This is a genomic window from Paracoccus shandongensis (genome assembly GCF_017315735.1).
Lineage (GTDB): Bacteria > Pseudomonadota > Alphaproteobacteria > Rhodobacterales > Rhodobacteraceae > Paracoccus > Paracoccus shandongensis.
The window spans coordinates 12,691-35,116 of the sequence record NZ_JAFLRK010000036.1 but is presented as its reverse complement, the minus strand read 5'-3'; the positions used below and the strand labels follow the sequence as shown (position 1 = coordinate 35,116).

15 protein-coding genes are annotated in these 22,426 nt (G+C 69.1%); 13 read left to right on the top strand and 2 right to left on the bottom strand.

From position 1 onward, the window contains the following. The 9 genes from JX613_RS16880 to JX613_RS16845 form a co-directional block, all read left to right on the top strand. The coding region (locus JX613_RS16880) for a DUF4118 domain-containing protein (RefSeq protein WP_207102638.1) at positions 1–1,568 on the top strand (1,568 nt) is incomplete at its 5' end. Beyond that, positions 1,561–2,259, top strand: a complete 699-nt coding sequence (locus JX613_RS16875) for a response regulator (protein ID WP_207102637.1) — start codon at positions 1,561–1,563, stop codon at positions 2,257–2,259. The genes JX613_RS16880 and JX613_RS16875, both read left to right, overlap by 8 nt. A gap of 226 nt (positions 2,260–2,485) precedes the next feature. Then, complete coding sequence (locus JX613_RS16870) at positions 2,486–6,541, top strand: PAS domain S-box protein (RefSeq protein WP_207102636.1); 4,056 nt, start codon at positions 2,486–2,488, stop codon at positions 6,539–6,541. Continuing rightward, positions 6,466–7,467, top strand: a complete 1,002-nt coding sequence (locus tag JX613_RS19995; RefSeq protein ID WP_336512324.1) for a sensor histidine kinase — start codon at positions 6,466–6,468, stop codon at positions 7,465–7,467. The genes JX613_RS16870 and JX613_RS19995 overlap by 76 nt, the downstream gene beginning before the upstream one ends. Continuing rightward, positions 7,460–7,843: a response regulator gene (locus JX613_RS16865; RefSeq protein WP_237168652.1), complete on the top strand. Its 384-nt coding sequence runs from the start codon at positions 7,460–7,462 to the stop codon at positions 7,841–7,843. The genes JX613_RS19995 and JX613_RS16865 overlap by 8 nt, the downstream gene beginning before the upstream one ends. Positions 7,844–8,125: 282 nt before the next feature. Next, entirely contained in the window at positions 8,126–9,118 is a 993-nt protein-coding gene (locus JX613_RS16860) for an HWE histidine kinase domain-containing protein (RefSeq protein WP_207102635.1), read from the top strand. 134 nt (positions 9,119–9,252) lie between these two features. Beyond that, positions 9,253–9,903, top strand: a complete 651-nt coding sequence (locus JX613_RS16855) for an ABC transporter ATP-binding protein (protein WP_207102634.1) — start codon at positions 9,253–9,255, stop codon at positions 9,901–9,903. Then, a complete protein-coding gene (locus tag JX613_RS16850) occupies positions 9,900–12,302 on the top strand; it encodes an ABC transporter permease (protein WP_207102633.1) in 2,403 nt (800 codons plus the stop codon). Before JX613_RS16855 ends, JX613_RS16850 begins: the two co-directional genes overlap by 4 nt. Continuing rightward, positions 12,292–13,326, top strand: coding sequence for a lipocalin-like domain-containing protein (locus JX613_RS16845; protein WP_207102632.1), 1,035 nt, complete (start codon positions 12,292–12,294; stop codon positions 13,324–13,326). The genes JX613_RS16850 and JX613_RS16845 overlap by 11 nt, the downstream gene beginning before the upstream one ends. 18 nt (positions 13,327–13,344) lie before the next feature. On the opposite strand, the gene JX613_RS16840 is transcribed toward JX613_RS16845, so the two are convergent. Next, positions 13,345–13,731 (bottom strand): hypothetical protein, encoded by a 387-nt coding sequence (locus JX613_RS16840; RefSeq protein WP_207102631.1) that lies wholly within the window; start codon positions 13,729–13,731, stop codon positions 13,345–13,347. A 37-nt stretch (positions 13,732–13,768) separates the two neighbouring features. Continuing rightward, positions 13,769–17,104: a M10 family metallopeptidase C-terminal domain-containing protein gene (locus tag JX613_RS16835; RefSeq protein ID WP_237168651.1), complete on the bottom strand. Its 3,336-nt coding sequence runs from the start codon at positions 17,102–17,104 to the stop codon at positions 13,769–13,771. A 385-nt stretch (positions 17,105–17,489) separates the two neighbouring features. On the opposite strand from JX613_RS16835, the gene JX613_RS16830 reads away from it, so the two are divergent. The 4 genes from JX613_RS16830 (at position 17,490) to JX613_RS16815 (ending at position 22,424) form a co-directional block, all read left to right on the top strand. Beyond that, entirely contained in the window at positions 17,490–18,686 is a 1,197-nt protein-coding gene (locus tag JX613_RS16830; protein ID WP_207102630.1) for a M24 family metallopeptidase, read from the top strand. A 160-nt stretch (positions 18,687–18,846) separates the two neighbouring features. Next, a complete protein-coding gene (locus tag JX613_RS16825) occupies positions 18,847–20,448 on the top strand; it encodes an ABC transporter substrate-binding protein (RefSeq protein WP_207102629.1) in 1,602 nt (533 codons plus the stop codon). A gap of 72 nt (positions 20,449–20,520) precedes the next feature. Continuing rightward, the gene (locus JX613_RS16820; RefSeq protein ID WP_207102628.1) at positions 20,521–21,528 is read left to right on the top strand and encodes an ABC transporter permease subunit; all 1,008 of its coding nucleotides are present in this window, start codon (positions 20,521–20,523) and stop codon (positions 21,526–21,528) included. Continuing rightward, positions 21,525–22,424 carry an ABC transporter permease subunit gene (locus tag JX613_RS16815; protein ID WP_207102627.1) on the top strand — a complete coding sequence of 300 codons (900 nt, stop codon included), beginning with the start codon at positions 21,525–21,527 and terminating at the stop codon, positions 22,422–22,424. Before JX613_RS16820 ends, JX613_RS16815 begins: the two co-directional genes overlap by 4 nt. The last annotated feature ends 2 nt before the right edge of the window (positions 22,425–22,426 follow it).

Here is a 22,426-nt window from a genome sequence, read left to right as displayed (position 1 = left end):
CCGCCACCGGCACGGCCCCGCCGCCCCCGCCCGCCCGGTTGCGCTGGCGCGGCAAGGACGCGCGCGACCGGCTGCGCCTGCTGGTCCGGCCCGTCCTGGCGACCATCGCGGCCACGCTGCTGGCCTGGCCCCTGTGGCATGTCCTGCCCGACGCCTCGCTGGCGGTGATCTATCTGGTGGGGGTTCTGGCCGTGGCGATGCGGTCGGGAACCGCCGGGGCCATCGCCGCCAGCATCCTGGGCTTTCTGGCCTACAATTATTTCTTCACCGAGCCGTTCTTCTCGCTGCGGGTCGCGGCCGAGGAATCGGTGGTGGCGCTGATGGTCTTCACCGTCTCGGCCCTGTTCACGGGCAGCCTGGCCGGGCGGCTGAAGCGGCAGGTCGAATTCATGCGCATGACCCAGATGCGCACGGAAACGCTGTATGACTTTGCCCGCAAGATCGCCTCGGCCACCACGACGGACGACGTGCTGTGGGCGGCGGCGGCCCATATCGCGCATACGCTGGAATGCCATTCGCTGATCCTGATGCCGGGGGCGGACGGGACGCTGGAACAGGTGCAGGGCTTCCCCGCGATCGAGGAAAGCCTTGATCCCCCCTCGCAGGCGGCGGCGCTGTGGGCCTTTCAGCAGAACCAGCCTGCGGGGCGCGACACCGACACGCTGCCCGCCGCCGACTGGATGTTCCTGCCGCTTGCCACGCAGGGCGCGCCCATGGGGGCGGTGGGGCTGCGCTTCCTGGACCCGGCCCGGCGGCTTGACCCCGACACCCGCCGCCTGCTGGCCGCGGTCGAGGACCAGATCGCGGTCGCGGTGGAACGCATCGCCGTTGAAAGCGACCTGGAACGGGCCAGGCTGGCGTCCGAGACGGAAAAGCTGCGCGCGGCGCTTCTGAACAGCGTCAGCCACGACCTGCGCACGCCGCTGGTCACGGTGATCGGCGCACTGTCGGCGGTGGCGGATGGCGGACTGACGCCCGCGCAGAACCGCGATCTTTTGGCCGGGGCGCTGGACGAGGCGCGCAGGCTCGACCGTTTCGTGGGCAACCTGCTGGGCATGACCCGGCTGGGCCACGGCGCCCTGGTGCCGCGCCGCGAGACGGTTGCGGTGGCCGAACTGATCGGGCGCGCGCGCGGCGACCTGGCCCGCGTGCTGGCCCCCTTCCGGATCGAGGTCGGCGTGGCCCCGGGCACGCCCGCGCTGAACGTCGATCCGGTTCTGATCGGCCAGGCGCTGGCCAACCTGCTGGAGAACGCGACCAAATATGCCCCCGAAGGCAGCACCATCCGCATCCTTGCCGAACCGCTCGCGGGCGGCGTGGCGCTGACCGTCACGGACGAAGGCCCCGGCATCCCCCAGGCGGAACGCGCCCGGGTGTTCGACATCTTCCACCGCGCCGTGCAGGGGGACGGGCATCCGGCGGGAACCGGACTTGGCCTTGCCATCGTCAAGGGCATGGTGGAGGCTAACGAGGGCAGCGTCGCGGCCATCGCCCCGCCCAGGGGGCAGGGCGCGGCCATCCGCATGATCCTGCCCGCCGCAGCCGCCCCCGAGGACGCCGATGCCTGACCCTTCCGCGCCGCTGCGCCTTCTGGTGATCGAGGACGAGGCCCCGATCCGCCGCTTTCTGCGCATCGTGCTGGAAGGCGCGGGCCACGCCATGGACGAGGCCGCGCGCGGGCGCGAGGGGATCGAGCGCGCGGCGACCGGCGCGCCGTCGGCGGTGGTGCTGGATCTGGGCCTGCCCGACATGGACGGCAAGGCGGTGATCGCCGCCATCCGCGACTGGTCCGACGTGCCCATCGTGGTCGTCTCGGTCCGTTCGGCCGAGGCCGAGATCGTGGCGGCGCTGGACGCGGGCGCCGACGATTACGTCACCAAGCCCTTCGCCCCCGCCGAACTGCTGGCCCGCCTGCGCGCCCTGACCCGCCGCCGAAGCGCCGGAGAGGTGCCGCCGGTCCTGTCCCATGGCGACCTGGGCATCGACCTTGCCGCCCGCACGGTGACGCGGGCCGGGGTGCCGGTGCGCCTGACGCGCAAGGAATTCGACGTGCTGGCGCTGCTGGCGCGCAACGCGGGCCGGCTGCTGACCCATCACCAGCTTTTGCGCACCGTCTGGGGGCCCGCGCATCTGGACGACAGCCATTACCTGCGCATCGCCGTGGGGCATCTGCGCGACAAGCTGGGCGATGACGCGGCCGCCCCGCGCCTGATCTTCACCGAGCCGGGCATCGGCTACCGCTTCGCCTCGGCCGAGTGAGGGCACGCAGACGCCCATCTTCCGGCAACCGACCTGCCGATCGGCCCCCCGTGACGTGCTGATCGCAGGCCAGGGCGCGGGGGCTGGTGCCGGTGACAAAATGGCAAGGGGAAGACGCGGCGGCCCCGTTCTGATGGCAAGCCTCCGGGGACGGCGGCGGGCGGGGAACGGATCACCTTGCTTCCCGTTCACTAGGCTCCCTGCTTCGCCTTCGGAGGGCTGGCCGATGACCCTGCGCGACCCCGGCCCTTCCTGGCCCCCAGGCAAGGGCGACATGGCCCGCCTTGTCCGCAGGTACCGCTGGAGCGCCACGCCGCTGGGATCCGTCGGAACCTGGCCCGAGCGGCTGCGTATCGCGGTGGAGATGATGCTGGCCGATCCGCGCCCCGCCGCGCTGGCCGTGGGGCCGGGCCGGACCTTCCTTTTCAACGACGCCGCCGCCCAACTCTATGGGCCCCGCGCGGCGGACCTTCTTGGCCTGTCCCTGCCGCAGGCCTTTCCCAGCTATCCGGCCGTGGCGGACCTTTATGACCGCGCCTTCGCGGGCGAGCCGGGAGAGGCGCGGGCCATGCCGCTTGCCGTCACGGGGGACGGGGGCGAAGTCTTCGACGCGACGCTTGTGCCCGTGGGGGATGGCGCGGGCGGCGTGCTTGCGGTGCTTGCGAGTTTTGTCGAGGTGGGCGCCCGGCTGAGGGCCGAGGCCGCGCTGCGCGAGAACGAGGCGCGGCTGCGCAACGTGCTTGACGGCATGGACGAGGCCTTCGGCCTGATGGACCACGACTTCCGCATCCTTGCGCAGAACGCCGAGGCGCTGCGGCTGGACGGGCGTCCCCTTGCACGGATCGTCGGACGCACCCATTGGGAGGTTTATCCGGGCACCGAGGAGACAGAGCTTGGCCGGTTCCTGAAGCGCGCCATGGCGGACCGGGTGCCGGTGACGCTGGAACACCGCTACGGGTGGCCGGGCGGCGGCGAGACCTGGCTCGAGATGCGGGCCTATCCGGTGCCCGAGGGGCTTGCGGTCTTCTGGCGCGACATCTCGGCCCGCAAGGCCGCCGAGGCGCGGCTGCGCGCGAGCGAGGCCAGGTATCGCCGCCTTTTCGAGAGCATCGACGAGGGCTTCGTCATCGCCGATCTGATCCGCGACGCCGCAGGCAGGCCCGTGGACGCCCTTTACCTGGAAGGCAACCCCGCCGCATTGCGGCTGACCGGCGCGCCCGGCTTCGACCGGCGGCTTCGGAGCGAGGCGTTGCCGGGCGGCGAGGCCTGCTGGCTGGAGATCTATGACCGTGTCCTGCGCACCGGGATGGCCGAGCGTCTGGAATACCACGTCGCGCCGCTTGGGCGGTGGTACGATGTCCAGGTCCTGCCCATGGCGGACGCGGACGAGGCGCCCCGGGACGGCGCGCCAAAGGCGCCGGGGCGTGTCGCCATCCTGTTCCAGGACGTGACCGCCCGCCGCGAGGCCGAGAGGGTCCTGCGCGAAAGCGAGGCACGCCATCGGCTGCTGATCGAGAGCCTGACGCAGGTGGTGTGGGAAACCGATGCTGCGGGCGTCGTCGTCGCCGACAGCCCAAGCTGGCGGGCTTATACCGGCCAGACGCCCGAGGAGTGGCTGGGCCACGGCTGGCTGGACGCGGTCCATCCCGACGACCGCCCCCATGCCGAGCGGCAATGGCGCGAGGCGGTCGCCGCGCGGGGGCTGGTGAACGCCGAATTCCGGCTTCGCGCGCCGGGCGGCGGATGGCGCTGGACCAACGTCCGCGCCGCGCCGATGATGGACGCGGGCGGGCATATCGGGAAGTGGCTTGGGTTGAACATCGACATCGACGACCGGAAACGCGCGGAAGCGGCGCTGCGGGAAAGCGAGGCGCGCTACCGCTCGTTGTTCAACGCCGTCAGCCAGGGGCTTGCCATCAACCAGCTTGTGCGCGACGGGACCGGCCGCGTCATCGACGCGCGTTACCTGGATCTCAACCCCGCCTACGAGGCGCAGACCGGCTTTGACCGGGCCAAGGCGATCGGCCGCCTGGCCAGCGAGATCTTCCCGGCCATCGAACCGTTCTGGCTGGAGATGGCCGAGCGCGTCGTAAAAACCGGCCGGCCCGAGCGCATCGAACGCTTCGTGGCCGACACGGGACGATGGTTTTCCTTCGACATGGCGCCCTTCGAGGGAACCGACCAGTTCGTCGTGCTTTACGACAACATCACGGCCCGCAAGCAGGCCGAGGCGGTTCTGCGCGACAGCGAGGCGCGGCAGGCGTTCCTGCTCAGGTTCTCGGATGCCCTGCGGGCGGAACCGGACATGGACGCGGTTGCGAACCGCGCCATCGGGATGCTGGCCGACCACATGGGCCTCGACCGCTGCTACATCACCGTCTATCGTCCCGACGATGACGAGGCGGTGTTCCCCTATCAGGTGGGCAATGACAGCGTGCCGCCCCTTCCGGCCCGGGTCCGCCTGTCGGACTTTCCCGAAGCCTATGACCAGGTGCGCCACGGCACCTTCGTCGTGGCCGACGATTTCGAGCGGCGCGGCCTTTCCGAGGCCGAGCGGGCGAACAGCGGCGCCCTGGGGATGCGCGCCATGCTGGCCTCGACCCTGCGGCGCGGAGAGAAAAGCCCGCTTGCGTCCCTCATGGCGGTGTCGTCGCGGCCGCGCCGCTGGACGCCGGGCGAGGTCGCGCTGGTCGAGGAGGCGGCCGAGCGCACCTGGGCGGCGATGGAGCAGGCGCGGGCCGAGGCCGCGCTGCGGGCAAGCGAGGCCCGCTATCGCACGCTGTTCGAGACGATGGATGAAGGCTTTGTCGTCAACGAGCTTATCCGCGACGAGGAGGGCCGCGCCGTGGATCTGCGCTACCTCGAACTCAATCCCGCCGTCGAACGGCTGGTCGGCTGGAACGCCAAGGACACGGTCGGGCGGCGGATGTCCGAGATGATCTCGGCCGAGGAAACCAAGGTCTGGGTGGACGACTTCGAGGCCGTCCTGGCCTCTGGCACCCCGAAGGAGTCCGAGCACTATCACCCGACGCTGGGGATGTGGTTCCGGGCGAACGCCACGCCCGTGGGGCCCGACCGGGTCGCCCTGGTCTATCAGAACACCACCGCCCAGAAGCGCGCCGAACAGGCGCTGCGCGAAAGCGAGGCCCGCCAGGCCTTCCTGCTGAGGCTTTCGGACGCGCTGCGCCCGCTTGCCGACCCGGCCAGGATCCAGGCGGCCGCGACGACGCTGCTGCGCGAGGAGCTGGATGCGGGCTGGTGCTATTATGTCGAGTGGAACGAGGCGGGCACGATGGCGCGCGTGCTGCGCGACGCCACGCGCGAGGGGCTGCCCTCGCTTGCCGGAGAGCATGACGTGTCCGATGTCCCCGAGTTCCTGGACCTGCTGCGGACCGGCGAGATCCTCGACGCCCCGGACTATGCCGGCTTCGAGCTGCTGAGCCCGCGCATCCGCGGGCGCTACACCGCCCTGGGCTTCCGGTCGATGCTGGGGGTGCCCCTGGTCAAGGATGGGCGGCTGGTGGCCACGCTGCTGGTGGGCGACACGGCGATCCGGTCCTGGCCGGACAAGGCCGTCGCCCTGGCCCGGGAAACGGCAGAACGCACCTGGGCCGCGGTCGAGCGCGCCCGCGCCGAGGCGGCGCTGCGCGAAAGGGACGAACACAACGCCTTCATGGTCCGCTTTTCGGACGCGGTGCGCGAACTTGTCGATCCGCAGGCCGTGGCCCAGGCCGCCTGCCGGCTGGTGGCCGAGACGCTGGGGGTGGAGCGCGCCTATTGGGCGGAAATCGACCAGGCGACGCGCGACTATGTCATCGGCGCCTCGGTCCATGTACCTGGCGTGCCCGTCATCGCGGGCCGGTTCCCCGTGGACGCCTGGGAGCCGCTGTCATCGCTGCACCGCGCGGGCCTGCCGGTCGTGGTCGGCGACACGCAGGCCGACCCGCGCCTTCCGCCCGAGGTCAAGGCGGGCTATGTCCAGCTTTCGATCGGCGCCGACCTGGCCGTGCCGGTGCTTCTGGGGGGCGACTGCGCTGCACGCTGGCCGTCAACCAGCACGCGCCGCGCCACTGGACGCCAAGGGACGTGGCGCTTGCCCAGGGCATCGCCGAGCGCTGCTGGTCGGAGGTGGAGCGCGCCCGCGCCCAGGCCGCCCTGCGCGAAAGCGAGGAGCGGCTGCGGTCCTTCGGCGAGGCGTCGTCGGACGTGCTGTGGATCCGGGACGCGGACACGCTGCAATGGACCTATCTCAGCCCTGCCTTCGAAAACATCTACGGCCTGAGCCGCGACGAGGCGCTGCGCGGCGACACCATGCGCAACTGGCTGGACCTGGTGGTGCCCGAGGACCGGGACCGGGCGCGGGCCGAGATCGAAAAGGCGCGGGCGGGCGAGCGTGTCACCTTCGAGTACCGGATCACCCGCCCGTCCGATGGCGAGGTGCGGCTGCTGCGCAACACCGACTTCCCGATCCGCGACAAGAACGGGCGGGTCGCCCGCATCGGCGGCGTGGGCCACGATGCCACCGACGAACAGGCCGCCGCCGAGCGGCTGCATGTGCTGGTCCTTGAGCTTCAGCACCGCACCCGCAACCTCATGGGCGTGGTGCAAAGCGTGACCAACAGGACGCTGGAGGGATCGACCTCGCTTGAGGACTTCGGGGGCCGCATCCGCGACCGGCTGGGGGCGCTGGCGCGGGTCAACGGGCTTCTGTCCCGGCTGAGCGAGGGCGACCGCATCACCTTCGACGAACTCATCCGCACCGAACTGAAGGGCCACGGCGTGATCGACGGGCACGACCACGGCCCGCAGGTCAGCCTTCGCGGCCCCAGGGGCCTGCGGCTGCGGTCCTCTCAGGTGCAGACGCTGGCCCTGGGGCTGCACGAGCTTGCGACCAACGCGCTGAAATACGGGGCGCTGTCCCGGCCCGAGGGGCGGCTGGACATCGCGTGGGCCCTGGTTCCCGGACCGGAGGGCACGCGGCGGCTGCGGGTCGAATGGCGCGAAAGCGGGGTGGCGCTGGCCGGGCCCGAGGGCGCGGGGGCCCGGCACGGCTATGGGCGCGAACTGATCGAGCGGGCGCTGCCCTATCAGCTTCAGGCCGAGACGGCCTATGAACTGACCCCCCAGGGCGTGCGTTGCACGATCACGCTGCCTCTCTCGTCCAACCATGCCGGGAAAGGCCCCTTGCCACAGGACGAGGATGCCTGACATGATCCCGCCGGGGGAACCCTGGTCCTCGATCCGGGGCCGGCCTGTCCTTGTCGTCGAGGACGAATACATGCTGGCCGAAGACCTGCGCGAGGAACTGGAACGCGAAGGCGCCGAAGTCCTGGGCCCGGCGCCCACCGTGGCCAGGGCGCTGGCCTTGCTGCGGGCCGGGCCTGCGCCTTGCCTCGCCATCCTCGACATCAACCTGCAAGGCGAGATGGCCTGGCCCATAGCCGACCTTCTGCGCCAGATGGGCATCCCCTTCCTTTTCGCCACGGGCTACGACATCCGGGCCATCCCGCCCGCCTATGCCGACGTGCCGCTGACCGAAAAGCCCGTCTCCGTGCGCCGCCTTGCTTCGGCAAGGCGGGGGTGAGCTTTCGCACGCGGGTGGTGTCGCAAGGCCGGGCCCGGGTCTGCATGTCGAACAGCCGACGGTTCACCCTGGCCCTTGCCCGCCGGGGCCGCCCTGTTCATGGCGGCCGGATGTTCATTCCCCCGGTCATGATCCGGCAAGGGCGGCAAGTCCTGGATCCGCAATGGCCAAGACCGAAAACCGGGCCTATGGTCCGGGTCATTGAAACCTTGGATCGGTCCAGACCTGTCCAGCCGGACGGGCCGTCTGCAACCCTGCCTTGCCATGTTCCTGGAGGCGCGATTGGATCTTGATGAACTTTACCGCCTGTTGCGCGGGTCGCATGTCCAGGCGATCGGCATCGTGAACACGCTGCGCGATCCGCTTCTGGTGCTGGACGGCGACCTGACGGTCATCAGCGCCAATCCCGCCTTCTACCGGACCTTCCAGACCAGCGGGGACGATACCATCGGCGTGCCCTTCCCGGACCTGGGGAATGGCCAGTGGAACATCCCGGAACTGCGCGGGCTTCTGGAAGATGTCATTCCGAAAAGCGCCGCGATCATCGACCACGAGGTGCGGGCGGATTTCCCGCGGGTCGGCTTGCGCACCATGCTGGTCAGCGCGCAACGCTTGCAGCATCCCGAGCATGGCAGGCGCATCCTGCTGCTGTCGATCGTGGACGCCACCGAGCGGCGCCGCGTCGAGGAGGAGAAGGACATCCTGATCGGCGAACTGGATCACCGGATCAAGAACCTGATGGCCGTGACCCGCGCGCTTGCCGCCCATACCGCCGTCAGCGGACGCAGCGCCGAGGCATACCGCGATGACTTCCTGGGACGCTTCGAGGCCCTGGGCCGGTCCCTGGAGGTGTCGCGGACCGGGGCCTCGGGGACGCTTCGGGATCTGGTGGGGGCGGTCATGGCGCCCTATCGCGGCGGCATGGGCAGGCTGTCGCTGGCGGCAGGGCCGGGCGTGGCGCTTTTGCCCAAGCAGGCGATGTCGCTTGGCATGATCCTGCACGAACTGGCCACGAACGCGCTGAAATACGGGGCGCTGTCGGTGCCGGAAGGGCGGCTGTCGATCGACTGGTCCGAGGTCGCGGACGACAAGAACGGCCCGGCCACCCTGCTTTGCTGGGAGGAAGAAGGCGGGCCCCGGGTCTCGCCCCCAAGGCAAACGGGCTTTGGCACCCGGATGATCCGCTTTGCCACGGAATACGACCTGGGCGGGCGGGCGGAGCTGGACTATCGGCCAGAAGGCCTGCGGGTCAAGCTGACCATCCCGCATCGCTAGCGGGCGGCCCCGGGGATGCTTGCCGTTGCCGGCCGGGACGTGAAGGCGGCGAAGGGATCGCGGCTGGCAAGCTGCCCACGCAGCCCCTTTTCCCCGGCCCGTCGCGGCTTATCTGTTTGTGCAAAGGACACCCGATGCTGCTGAGCCTTCGCGACGTCACCAAGACCTATCCGGGCGCCACAGCGGCGGTGCTGCGTGGCGTGTCCCTTGAACTGGAGCGGGGCGGGATGCTGGCCCTGACAGGCGAGTCAGGTTCGGGCAAAAGCACGCTGCTGCATCTGATCGGCGGGCTGGACACGGCCGACAGCGGCGTGGTGGCGATCGACGGCACGGATCTGACGCGGCTTGACGATGCGGGGCGCGCGGGCCTTCGGCGCGGCACCGTGGGCGTGATCTTTCAGCAGTTCAACCTCATCCCCTCGCTGACGGTGGCGGCGAACATCGCGTTCCAGGCGCGGCTTGCGGGACGCCATGACGCGGACCGGGCACGGGGATTGGCGGATCGCCTGGGGCTGGCCGATCATCTGCACAAATACCCCGAACAACTGTCCGGCGGCCAGCAGCAGCGGGTGGCGATCGCCCGGACGCTTGCGCCCCGGCCCGACCTGGTGCTGGCAGACGAACCGACCGGCAACCTGGACGAGGCCACGGCGGACACGGTGATGACCATGCTGCACGACCTGGTCCGCGATGCCGGCGCGGGCCTGATCCTTGTGACCCATTCCGAACGGCTGGCGGCGCGCCTGCCGCGCCGGTTGCACCTGCACGCGGGGCGCCTGGAATGACCGGCGCCATCCTGTCCGCGCTGGCGTCCCACTGGCGGCGCAATCCCCTGCAACTGCTGACGCTGCTGGTGGGCCTCGCGTTGGCGACGGCCCTGTGGTCCGGCGTGCAGGCGATCAATGCCGAGGCGCGGGCCAGCTATGGGGCCGCCGCCGCGACCCTGGGCGAAGGCCGGTTCGCGCAGATCACCGCCAAGGGCGGCGGGGCGATCCCCCAGCACATCTATGTCGCGCTGCGGCGGGCGGGCTGGATGGTCTCGCCCGTGGTCGAGGGGCGCTTGGGCCCGGTGCGGATCATCGGGCTGGAGCCCTTGACGGCCCCGGGCGACCTGGTTCCGGTCAGCCCCGCAAGCGGCGCCGACCTGGGGGCCTTCCTGTCGGCCCCGGGGCAGGTCTTCGCGCGCAAGGAAACCCTTGCCCGCCTGCATGATACCGGCGCGCAGCGCATTGTTGCCCCCAATGTGGCGCCCGGCACGGCCGTCACCGACATCGGGCTGGCGCAGCGCCTGCTGGACCGGCCGGGCCAAATCGACCGCCTGATCGTGCTTGCCGGACAGCCCCTGTCCCGCCGTCCGCTGGCCGAGGTGTCCCCCGGCCTGACGCTGGTCTCGCCCCGCGGCGACAGCGACCTGTCGCGCCTGACGGACAGCTTTCACCTGAACCTGACCGCCTTTGGCCTGCTGTCCTTTGCGGTGGGATTGTTCATCGTGCATGGCGCCATCGGACTGGCGTTCGAGCAACGTCGCCCCATGGTGCGCACGCTCAGGGCCCTGGGCGCGCCGCTGCGGCGGCTGGTCGCGCTGATGGCCGTGGAACTGGCGGTGCTGGCCCTTGTCGCGGGCATGATCGGCGTGGCCCTGGGCTATGTCGTCGCGGCGGCCCTGCTGCCCGATGTGGCGGCCACCCTGCGCGGGCTTTATGGGGCGGAGGTGTCGGGGCAGATGACGTTCCGTCCGGTCTGGTGGCTGTCGGGGCTGGCCATCGCGCTGGCCGGCACGGCCGTCGCCGCCAGCGGCGCGCTGTGGTCGCTGGCGCGGATGCCGCTGCTGGGCGGGGCGCATGCGCGCGCGCTTGGCATGTCCCGCCGCCAGGGAAGACAGTCGGCGGCGGCGGGCTTGCTGCTGGCCGTGGCGGCAGTCCTGGCGATTCGGGGGCAAGGGCTTCTGGCCGGGTTCGCGATGCTGGCGGCCCTGCTGATCGGCGGCGCGCTGGCCCTGCCCCCCGTGCTGGCGCTGCTGCTGGCGGGGGCCGAAAGGCGCGCAAGGGCGCCGGTGGCCCAGTGGTTCTGGGCCGACACGCGCCAGCAGGTTCCGGGACTTTCGCTGGCCCTGATGGCCTTGATGCTGGCCATGGCGGCCAATGTGGGCGTCTCGACCATGGTGTCCTCGTTCCGGCTGACCTTTGTCGGCTTCCTGGACCAGCGGCTGGCGGCCGAGCTTTATGTCCGGGTCGAGGATCCCGCGCAGGCAGACGCCATCGCCGCCGTCGCCGCCCGGCACGCCGATGCGATCCTGCCCCGGCCAAGCGTGGACCGCCCCGTCGCCGGAATGCCTGCCCAGATCATGGGCCTGCGCGATCATGCCACCTATCGCGACAACTGGCGGCTTTTGCGCGCGGTCCCCGATGTCTGGGACCGGCTGGCGCGGGGTGAAGGCGCGCTGATCAACGAACAGATGTATCGGCGGGCAGGGCTGGACCTGGGCGCCGGGATCCCGCTGGGCCAGGCCTCAGGCAGGCCGGACGCCACCCTTCCGGTGCTGGGCATCTATGGCGACTACGGCAACCCGGTCGGGCAGGTCGTCCTGGCCGAGGGGCTGTTTCGCGACCTGTTCCCGGATGCCGCCGTGCAGCAGTTCGGCTTGCGCGTCGATCCTGGCCGCGTCCAGGCCCTGCGCGATCGCCTGCGGACCGAGGCCGGCGTGGCAGAGGGCGCGATGATCGACCAGGCGGCGGTCAAGGCCGCCTCTCTCGCCATCTTCGAGCGGACCTTCACCGTGACCGCCGCGCTGAACGTGCTGACCTTGGCGGTCGCGGGCTTTGCCATCCTGATGAGCCTGCTGACGCTGGCCGCGATGCGCCTGCCGCAACTGGCGCCGGTCTGGGCCCTGGGACTGACGCGGCGCAGGCTGGCCGCGCTGGATCTGCTGCGCGCCCTGGTGCTGGCCGCGCTGACCGGGGCGCTGGCGCTGCCGCTGGGACTGGCGCTGGCCTGGGCGCTGCTGGCCATCGTCAATGTCGAGGCCTTCGGCTGGCGGCTTCCGATGTATCTGTTCCCGCTCGATTACCTGCGGCTTGGAATGCTGACCCTGCTGGCGGCGGCGATCGCGGCGCTGTGGCCCGCATGGCGGCTGTCGCGCACGCCCCCCGCGCAACTTCTGGGGGTGTTCCGGCATGAACGCTAAGGTATTGGCCTTTCTGCTGCTTTTCCCGGTCGCGGCGCTGGCGCAGGGCTTTGCGGGCCTTGGCACAAGCGCGGGGGATTTCGCGCAGCCCGTCCCCGGCAAGGCGTTGCGGTTTCCGGCCGACCATGGTCCCCACCCCGATTTCCGGATCGAATGGTGGTATCTGACCGCCAACATGACCGGCCCGGACGGCACGCCCTATGGCCTGCAATGGACGCTGTTCCGATCGGCCCTGGCGCCGCGCGACGGCGCGGGATGGGACACGCCGCAGCTCTGGATGGGCCATGCGGCCGTCACCACGCCCGATGCCCACCATGTGGCCGAGCGTCTTGCCCGGGGCGGCATCGGCCAGGCTGGCGTGCGGGCCGATCCGTTCCTGGCCTGGATCGACGACTGGGCGATGGAGGGGCCGGATCTGGACAGCCTGCGCCTGACGGCCTCGGGGACCGATTTCGCCTATGATGTCCGGCTGCGCGCGTCCGGCCCGCTGGTCCTGCACGGGCAGGGCGGCTATTCGGTCAAGTCCGCCGCCGGGCAGGCCAGCCATTACTATTCGCAGCCCTTCTTCCGCCTGTCCGGCACGCTGACCCTGCCGGGGGGCGCGGTTCCCGTGACCGGCACGGCCTGGCTGGACCGGGAATGGTCCTCGCAGCCGCTGGCGGGGGATCAGCGGGGATGGGACTGGTTTTCGCTGTCCTTCGACGATGGCAACAAGCTGATGGGCTTCGTGCTGCGCGGCGCCACGGACTATACGGCGGCGACCTGGATTGCCGCGGACGGACAGGCCACCCCCCTTGCCGACGGGGCCTTCGCCGCCACGCCGCTGGTCCGCCACGGCGTTGCCGGGCGGCAGGTGCCCACGACATGGCAGGTCAGCCTGCCCGCACGGGGCGTCGATGTGACCGTGACCGCCATGAACCCCGACGCCTGGATGCAGACCTCGGTGCCCTACTGGGAAGGGCCGGTGACGATCACGGGCAGCCATGGCGGCACGGGCTATCTTGAGATGACAGGCTATGACTGACCGGGGCCGCCGATGCCTTCAGCGCATGACGGTGTAGAGGGTGACGAAGACGGGTGCGCCGCCGTCGCGCCGCGCGCTGCCCCGCGCCAGCAGCCAGCCGTCGGCGCGCTGCAACCGGGCGACGATCCGCTGCGGCACGGACGGGTCGGTGCCCGGCGGCAGGGACAGAAAGACGCTGATCGTTCTTGATCCGCCGTCGCTTTTGGCCATCGTCCTTGCAGCCGGATGGCGCACCTGGTCCTGCCCGCCGGGACCGTCGAGAAAGACGGCCAGACGGCCCTTTGGAACAAACCCGCCCCCCTCGAAGCCTATCCTGACCTCAAGGGCGGGCGCGGCCCCGGCGCCCGCCGCAACTGCCGCGGCGGCGGCCAGCAATACCGTGCGGCGGTCTGCAAGCCGCTTCATCCTGTTCCCCTTCCTGCCTCAGCCCGGCCGGGCCTTGTCAGACGACGTGGAAATCCTCGGCCGAAAGGCCCAGGTTCGCGTCCAGCCGCGCAAAGGCGACCGCCTGCCCCCGGCCCGAGCCGTCGGCATCATAGGACAGGATGCCGTCGTCCCTGTCATAAAGGATGCGGTCGCCTGCATCCTGCGCGGCGCCTGTCGAACTGCTGTGAAAGGCCCCGAAGGCCAGCGCGCCAAGCGCGCCGATCCCGTCGAAGATGTCCCCGGCCAGCACGATCAGGTCGTCGGCCACGTCGAAATCCGCGATCCGGTCGACATTGCCGCCGCCAAGCGCGGTCGAGAAACGGAAGCTGTCCTCTCCCGCGCCGCCGATCAGGGTGTCGGCGGCCAGCCCGCCGTCCAGCAGGTCGCTGCCCGCGCCGCCGCGAAGCGTGTCCTGGCCCGGAATGCCCGGCCGGACCGGCTCGGGCGGGAACTCGACCGACACGTTCAGCTTGTAGGTCGAGCCTGCGGGAACAGCTTCGGACCAGCCGTCCCCCGGCGCATCGGGCGACCAGCGTCCTTCGACGATATAGTAGGTGCCGGTTTCCGCGACCGTGAAGACGGTGGACGAATCGCGGTTGCTGGTCGAACCCGGATCGCCGCCGCCATCGTCGTTCTGGGCGACGATGTTGCCGTCGCTGTCCAGCAGCCTGACCCAGCTGTCGTGGACATCGGGATCGGCGATGGCGTCGATGTCGATGGTGATGACCGTGCCCGCCGCCAGGTCGATGCTGTAAAAGCCGCCCTGGCCATTCCCGGTGGCGTTGACCGTGGTATGAAGGACCGTGGTCGAATCGAAGATGTCGGGGTCCGCCGTCAGCGAGAAGTTGTCGGAAAGATCGAAGGCCGTCGCCATGGCGTTGTTCGTGGCCTCGGGCCCCAGCGTGGCATAGCCGCTGCCGATCCCCGGGCGCGGGATGCCCTTGCCCGCGTCGCCGTAATCGCCCAGCAGGGTGTCGTCGCCGCGCCCGCCCCGCAGGTCGTCGTCCCCGCCCTGGCCGGTCAGGGTGTTGGCCGCGCCATCGCCCTTTATCCTGTCGTCGAACCCCGAGCCCGCGACATCCTCGACCGAGACATAGGTGTCGCCTGCGGACTGGCCCTGCGCCAGGTCGATGCGCAGCCCGGCCCGCGCATCGGCGTAATCGGCCGTGTCGCGCCCCGCGCCGCCCACCAGCCTGTCGCGGCCTCCGCCGCCCGACAGGGTGTCGTCGCCCGAACCGCCGGACAGGACGTTCGCCGCGGCGTTGCCCCCGATCCGGTCGTCGTGGAAGGATCCCACCGCGTTCTCGAACCCAGCCAGGATGTCGTGGCGGATGACCGTGCCGCGCCCGACGATCTGCACCGGCCCGTCCGCATCGCCGCCGCTGGCCGTGCCTTGGGCCAGGTCGATCCGGACCGCGGCAGAACTGCCCGCATAGACGACCGTGTCGGTCCCCGCGCCGCCGTCCAGATAATCCTGGCCCGCGCCGCCGATCACCGTGTCGTCGCCGCCCTCGCCATGCAGGATGTCGCCGTCTTTGCCGCCGTCCAGAAGGTCGTTGCCGCCGCGTCCGTTGAAATAGTCGCCGCCGCCCTGGCCCCGGAAATGGTTGGCCGCCGCCGTGCCGATGAAGCGGTCGATGCGGTCGTCCGATCCGATCAGGTTCTCGATCCCGAAGAACGTGTCGCCCGAGGCCGTGCCGCCGCTGGCCACATTGGTTTCCAGGTTGACCAGAAGCTGGAAGGGGCTTTCCCGGCTGAAATCGACCGTGTCGCTGCCCGCGCCGCCCCGGAACACATCGACCCCGTCCTGGCCCAGCAGCAGGTCGTCGCCCGCGCCGCCGTCCAGCGTGTCGTCGCCCGCGCCGCCAAAGATGGTATCGTCGCCGCGCCCGCCATAAAGCGCGTCGTCCCCGTCGTCGCTTTCGGTCTGGTCGTCCAGGTCGGCCACGGGGATGGTGTTGTTGATGTCGCGGCTGGCCAGCGAATCGCGCCCGCCGGTGATCAGGTCGTCGCCCCCAAGGCCAAGGATCGTGCTGCCACCCGCGCCGCCGTCCAGGGTGTCGCCGCCCGCGCCGCCCACCAGGATGCTGTCCAGGGGCAGGCCGCCCCCGCCCGCGTCGTCGCCGTTATCCTGCAGCTCGGGAACGGTGCCGCCGGACTGGATGATGGTTTCGACATTGGCGACGGTGCCAAGGTCCAGGCCCTCGGCCAGCACGATGATCGTGTCGTTGCCGCCGCCCGTGTCCTCGCGCACGATGTCATCGGCGGAGTCCACGAAATAGATGTCGTCGCCGCCATTGCCCGCCATGCGGTCGGCGCCGCCGCGCCCGTCAAGGACGTTGTTTCCGTCATTGCCGATCAGGATATCGGCAAAGCGGCTGCCGATGCCCTTTTCGATATGATATTCCGTCGGATCGGCGTTGTGGCCCGCAAAGATCGCCACGTTGTTGCTGTGGCCGTTCACGCTGGAAAACTGCCCCGCGCGCAGATCCAGGATCGTGCCCGCGGTGGAGCCGGAAAAGTCCACCGTATCGTTCCCGCCGGTGTCGTGGATGACAAAGCCGATGTCGTGCTGCATCCCCGACGCGGTCAGCGCATACCCGTAAACGGTGCCGTTGAAGCCGTAAACGTCGTCGCCGGTGTTCAGGTCGATGGTCTGATAGGTCCGCTGCCCGTCCGCATCCACCGTCGAGAAAAAGCGGCGGATCACGGCCTCGATATCCGCCATCAGGGGGGTGGATGCCGACCAGCGGCTTTCCTCGCCCACGTCGATGCCGTCGAAATAGGACATGACGCTGTATTGCTGGCGGTCGTAAATCCAGGTGGCGTTGTTCAGGTAATTGATCTGCACGCCCCCGGGGCCGCTGTAATTGTAAAGGCCCGGATGATTGAGGCCGAATTCATGGCCGAATTCGTGAATGAAGGAATCGAAGACATAGCCGCCGATGGCGGTCTTGTCCGGCTCGGTGTCGTGGAACCGCTGGCCGATGCTGACATAGCGGTTGGCGGAATAGGCGCTGCCGTCGTCTTCCTCGCCCAGTTCGGGGCTGACGACCTCCATCCAGTCGGTCGCGTCATTGAAGGGCGCGTCATCGACGATCTCGAACCGCAAGGGCGTGACCGAGGACCAGAGCGCCAGCGCGCCGACGGCGGCGGCCTTGTAGCCGGGATGGTCGTTCAGGTCGGACAGGTTGATCCGCAGCGGCTCGGCCGCGATGGCGGGGGTCAGGCTGCGGTTCAGCGCGCCCAGGTAATCCAGGAAGGCGTCGTAATCCTCGCTCTTGCCGAAAGGATTGTCGGGCATCTGGTCGTTGATCCACCAGTCTTCGCTGTTCTGGAAAGGGGTCGGCATTTCTGAATCTCCCTGTTCGGCAACCTGGGGCGGTGGATGCCGCATGGCGCAATGCCATGGGTTTTTGGCACGCATCGCGTGTGTCGCCCTGAAAACCTATCACCAGAGTTGATGATGATGCGGGTTCTGGAACCTGTCCACAAATCAAAGATCAATCGCGTCATTATTTTATTGATCGGAAATAAGGGAGTTGATCCCGGGGAATAACTTAATAGGCCGGTTTCCGCCTGCTTATCGGGCCAGATGGCAAATCCTTGCCTGCCACCGCTTTGCCGCTTAGCCGGAAAGGATCGCGGCATTGTCGCGCCGGGCCGATGCGCGGTCTTGCGCCCATCGGGCAGGTCGTGATTATCCCGGCCCGGACAGTCCCGCGCCCGGAGAAAGCATGACCCCCACGACCGCGCAGCCCGATCTTGACCGCGCCCTGGCATCGTTTCACCCGGTTTCCGCCGCGCCCATCGCTGTCGCGGCGTATCGGACGCGGCTTTCCGCCCTGCAGGCCCGGATCCGGGCGGCGGGGCTGGCGGCGGTCTGGCTGGACGCTTCCAGTTCGCTGACCTATTTCACCGGGCTGCGGCTTGGCCTGTCCGAACGGATCCACGGCGCCCTGGTCGCCGCCGAAGGTCCGCCCGCCTATCTGACCCCGGTCTTCGAGGCCCCCAAGCTTAAGGCACTGCTGCGCATCCCCGGCCCCATGCTGATGTGGGAGGAGGACGAGGATCCCTTTGCGCTGGTCGCGCGGTACCTGGACGGGCTGCCGGGACGCGGCCTGGGGCTGGATCCGGCGACGCCGTTCCGCTTCGCATCGGGGATGATGGGGGCGACAGGGGGGCGGGTCGTTCCGGCGACCGACCTCATCGCCGGGCTGCGGCAGATCAAGTCGCCCGAGGAAATCGCCATCATCCAGACCGCGATGGATGTCAGCTGGCGGGTCCAGCGCGCGGTCCATGGCGGGTTGCGCGCCGGGATCACCACGACCGAGATCGGCCAGTTCATCGACGCCGCGCACCAAGCCTCGGGGATGGCGCCGCTGTTCCACGCCGTGCAGTTCGGCGAGGCGACGGCCTATCCGCATGGCGTGCCGGGGCCGCAGACCCTGCGGGACGGCGACATGGTCCTGGTGGACCTGGGCGGCACGCTGCAGGGGTATCGCTCCGACATCACCCGGACCTATGTCTTCGGCACGCCCACCGCGCGGCAAAGGCGGCTGTGGCAGGTCGAACAGGCCGCCCATGCCGCGGGCTTTGCCGCAGCAACGATCGGCGCCCCCTGCGAGGCGGTGGACGCCGCCGCCCGCGCCGTGATCGTTGCCGCAGGCTTCGGGCCGGGCCATGCGGTGCCCGGCCTGCCGCACCGCACCGGCCACGGCCTTGGCCTGGACATCCACGAGGAACCCTGGATCGTGAAGGGCAACCGCACGCCCCTGCAACCGGGCATGTGCTTTTCCATCGAGCCGATGCTGTGCCTTTACGGCGAATGCGGCATCCGGCTGGAGGATATCGTCCACATGACCGACAAGGGGCCGCGCTGGTTCAGCCCGCCTGCCGGTGACCTGGACCAGCCGTTTGGTAAGCAAGATTGACCTTGTATACGGCTTGTGGTTTGAAGCAGCGACGCATCGTCACGGTCGTTGCTGGTGGAACAATCATCCCGGCCGGGTGTATGCCTGAAGAATACGCACCGCGAATCCCCCTGGGCGAACGCGGTCACAGGATCAACAGAGAGCGAAAGGATCAGTCCGCATGAAATACCTGTCCCATGCCCTTCTGGCCGTGTCGGCGCTGGCGCTGACCACCGCCGTGGCCGAAGCCAAGACCTTCGTCTATTGCTCGGAAGCCTCGCCCGAGGGCTTCGATCCCTCGCCCTACACGGCGGGCACGACCTTCGACGCCTCGGCCCACCCGGTCTACAACCGCCTGACCGAGTTCAAGAAGGGCACGACCGAGGTCGAGCCGGGCCTGGCCGAAAGCTGGGACGTGTCCGAGGACGGGACGGTCTATACCTTCAAGCTGCGCCAGGGCGTCAAGTTCCATTCCAACGACCGCTTCACCCCCACCCGCGATTTCAACGCCGACGACGTGGTCTTCTCGTTCCAGCGTCAGGGCGATGCCAGCCATCCGTGGCACCAGTACATCCCCGGCATCACCTATGAATACTACACCTCGATGGACATGCCGAACCTGGTGAAGTCGGTCGAGAAGGTGGACGACTATACCGTCAAGATCACGCTGACCCACCCCGAGGCGCCGTTCCTGGCCAATATCGCCATGCCCTTCATGTCGATCGTGTCCAAGGAATACGCCGACGCGCTGGACGCGGCGGGCGCCAAGGAAGACCTGAACAACGCGCCCATCGGCACGGGGCCGTTCCGCTTCGTGGCCTATCAGAAGGACGCGGTGATCCGGTACCAGAAGAACGCCGACTACTGGGGCACCGCGCCCCTGATCGACGACCTGATCTTCGCGATCACGCCCGACGCCTCGGTCCGGCTGCAAAAGCTGAAGGCCGGCGAATGCCACCTGATGCCCTATCCTTCGCCCGCCGACCTGGAGTCGATCAAGGCGGATTCCACCCTGAAGCTGGACCAGCAGCCGGGCCTGAACGTGGGCTATCTGGCCTATAACACCACGGTCGCGCCCTTCGACAACCCCAAGGTCCGCAAGGCGCTGAACATGGCCGTGAACAAGCAGGCCATCATCGACGCGGTGTTCCAGGGCGCCGCCGAACCCGCCAAGAACCCGATCCCGCCGACCATGTGGTCCTATAACGACGCGGTCCAGGACGACGCCTACGACCCCGAAGCCGCCAAGGCCATGCTGGAGGCCGAGGGCGTCACCAACCTGTCGATGAACATCTGGGCCATGCCCGTGCAGCGGCCCTACATGCCCAACGCCCGCCGCACGGCCGAACTGATGCAGGAAGACCTGTCCAAGGTCGGCGTGAACGCGCAGATCGTGTCCTATGAATGGGGCGAATACCTGCAGAAGTCGATGGAACCGGGCCGCGACGGCGCGGTGATCCTGGGCTGGACCGGCGACAACGGCGACCCCGACAACTTCCTGTCGGTTCTCTTGTCCTGCGACGCGGCCAAGGAAGGCGGCGCGAACCGCGCCTTCTGGTGCAACGAGGAGTTTTCCGACCTGCTGCAACAGGCCAAGGTGACCTCGGACCAGGCGGAACGCACCAAGCTTTACGAACAGGCGCAGGTGATCTTCAAGGACCAGGCCCCCTGGCTGACCATCGCCCATTCGACCCAGTATGTGCCGATGCGGGCGGATGTGACGGGCTTCGTGATGAGCCCCTTGGGCGACTTCACCTTCGAAACCGTGGATCTGGCCGAATAAGCCTGCCTCACATTGTCTGACAAACGAACGCGCGGGCTTGAGGGCCCGCGCGTTCCCAAAGGAACAAGGCAGATGGTCCGCTTCCTCCTTTCCAAATTGCTTTACCTGGTCCCGACCTTCCTGGGAATCACCATCGTGGCCTTTGGCTTTGTCCGCATCCTGCCGGGCGATCCGGTGCTGCTGATGGCGGGCGAACGCGGCGTCTCGCCGGAACGGCACGCCGAACTCAGCGCGCAGCTGGGCTTCGACAAGCCGGTCGTGATGCAGTATTTCGACTTCCTGGGACGCCTGCTGCACGGCGACTTCGGCAACTCGCTGGTCACGAAAAAGCCGGTGCTGACGGAATTCCTGGCCTTGTTCCCGGCGACGGTCGAACTGGGCCTGTGCGCGATCCTGATCGCCACGCTGATCGGCGTGCCGGTGGGCGTCCTGGCCGCGATAAAGCGGGGAAGCTGGTTCGACCAGGTGTCCATGACCTCGGCGCTGGTGGGCTTTTCGATGCCGATCTTCTGGTGGGGGCTCTTGCTCATCATCCTCTTTTCCGGCGTCCTGGGCTGGACGCCGGTGTCGGGCCGCATCAGCCTGATGTATTATTTCCCCGAAAGCACCGGCTTCATGCTGATCGACAGCCTGATGTCGGGACAGGAGGGCGCGTTCCGGTCCGCCGTCAGCCACCTGATCCTGCCGTCCATCGTGCTGGCCACGGTGCCCCTGGCGGTGATCGCGCGCCAGACCCGGTCCGCCATGCTGGAGGTGATGGGCGAGGATTACGTCCGCACCGCCCGCGCCAAGGGGATGCCCCGCCGCCGGGTGATCGGCGTTCATGCGCTGCGCAACGCGATGATCCCGGTCGTCACCACCATCGGCTTGCAGATCGGCGTGCTGATGGCCGGGGCGATCCTGACCGAGACGATCTTTTCCTGGCCGGGCATCGGCAAGTGGATGATCGATTCCATTTCCCGCCGCGATTACCCGGTCGTGCAGTCGGGGCTGTTGCTGATCGCGGGCCTGGTGATGGTGGTGAACCTGCTGGTCGATCTGACCTATGGCCTTATCAACCCGAGGATCCGCGCGTCATGAGCGATACCGCACCCCTGTCCACCGGCGCGATCCGCCGCCAGATGCTGGCCGAGTTCTGGTTCTATTTCCGCCAGAACCGGGGGGCGGTGGCCGGGCTGTTCGTGTTCATCCTGCTGGTGCTGACGGCGATCTTCGCGCCGGTCCTGGCGCCGCACGACCCGACCGTCCAGTACCGCGACGCCTTCCTGCTGCCGCCCGTCTGGCAAGAGGGCGGCCGGGCCGATTTCCTGCTGGGCACCGACGCGGTGGGCCGGGACATGCTGTCGCGGCTGATCTTCGGGGCGCAGTATTCGCTGTTCATCGGCATCGTCGTGGTGGCGATCGCCCTGGTGGGCGGGGTGATCATCGGCCTGGTCGCGGGCTTTTTCCGCGGTTGGGTCGATGCGGTCATCATGCGCGTGATGGACGTGATCCTGGCCTTCCCCTCGCTGCTGCTGGCGCTGGTGCTGGTGGCGGTCCTGGGCCCCGGCCTGACCAACGCGATGATCGCCATCGCCATCGTCTATCAGCCCCATTTCGCCCGCCTGACCCGCGCCGCCGTGATGGGCGAGATGCGGCGCGAATACGTCACCGCCGCGCGCGTGGCGGGGGCGGGCAACCTGCGCCTGATGTTCAGGACCATCCTGCCCAACTGCCTGGGCCCGCTGATCGTGCAGGCCACGCTGTCCTTCTCCTCGGCCGTGCTGGATTCGGCCGCCCTGGGGTTCCTGGGCATGGGCGCGCAGCCGCCCGCGCCCGAATGGGGCACCATGCTGGCCGAGGCGCGCGAATTCATCCTGCGCGCCTGGTGGGTCGTCACCTTCCCGGGGCTTGCCATCCTGGTCTCGGTCCTGGCGATCAACATGATGGGCGACGGGCTGCGCGACGCGCTGGACCCCAAGCTGAAGCGGAGCTGATC

Coding starts and splice junctions, on each gene's coding strand:
- JX613_RS16875 (WP_207102637.1), top strand. CDS start 1,561: ATGCCTGACCCTTCCGCGCCGCTGCGCCTTCTGGTGATCGAGGACGAG.
- JX613_RS16870 (WP_207102636.1), top strand. CDS start 2,486: ATGACCCTGCGCGACCCCGGCCCTTCCTGGCCCCCAGGCAAGGGCGAC.
- JX613_RS16865 (WP_237168652.1), top strand. CDS start 7,460: ATGCCTGACATGATCCCGCCGGGGGAACCCTGGTCCTCGATCCGGGGC.
- JX613_RS16855 (WP_207102634.1), top strand. CDS start 9,253: ATGCTGCTGAGCCTTCGCGACGTCACCAAGACCTATCCGGGCGCCACA.
- JX613_RS16850 (WP_207102633.1), top strand. CDS start 9,900: ATGACCGGCGCCATCCTGTCCGCGCTGGCGTCCCACTGGCGGCGCAAT.
- JX613_RS16845 (WP_207102632.1), top strand. CDS start 12,292: ATGAACGCTAAGGTATTGGCCTTTCTGCTGCTTTTCCCGGTCGCGGCG.
- JX613_RS16840 (WP_207102631.1), bottom strand. CDS start 13,731: ATGAAGCGGCTTGCAGACCGCCGCACGGTATTGCTGGCCGCCGCCGCG.
- JX613_RS16835 (WP_237168651.1), bottom strand. CDS start 17,104: ATGCCGACCCCTTTCCAGAACAGCGAAGACTGGTGGATCAACGACCAG.
- JX613_RS16830 (WP_207102630.1), top strand. CDS start 17,490: ATGACCCCCACGACCGCGCAGCCCGATCTTGACCGCGCCCTGGCATCG.
- JX613_RS16825 (WP_207102629.1), top strand. CDS start 18,847: ATGAAATACCTGTCCCATGCCCTTCTGGCCGTGTCGGCGCTGGCGCTG.
- JX613_RS16820 (WP_207102628.1), top strand. CDS start 20,521: ATGGTCCGCTTCCTCCTTTCCAAATTGCTTTACCTGGTCCCGACCTTC.
- JX613_RS16815 (WP_207102627.1), top strand. CDS start 21,525: ATGAGCGATACCGCACCCCTGTCCACCGGCGCGATCCGCCGCCAGATG.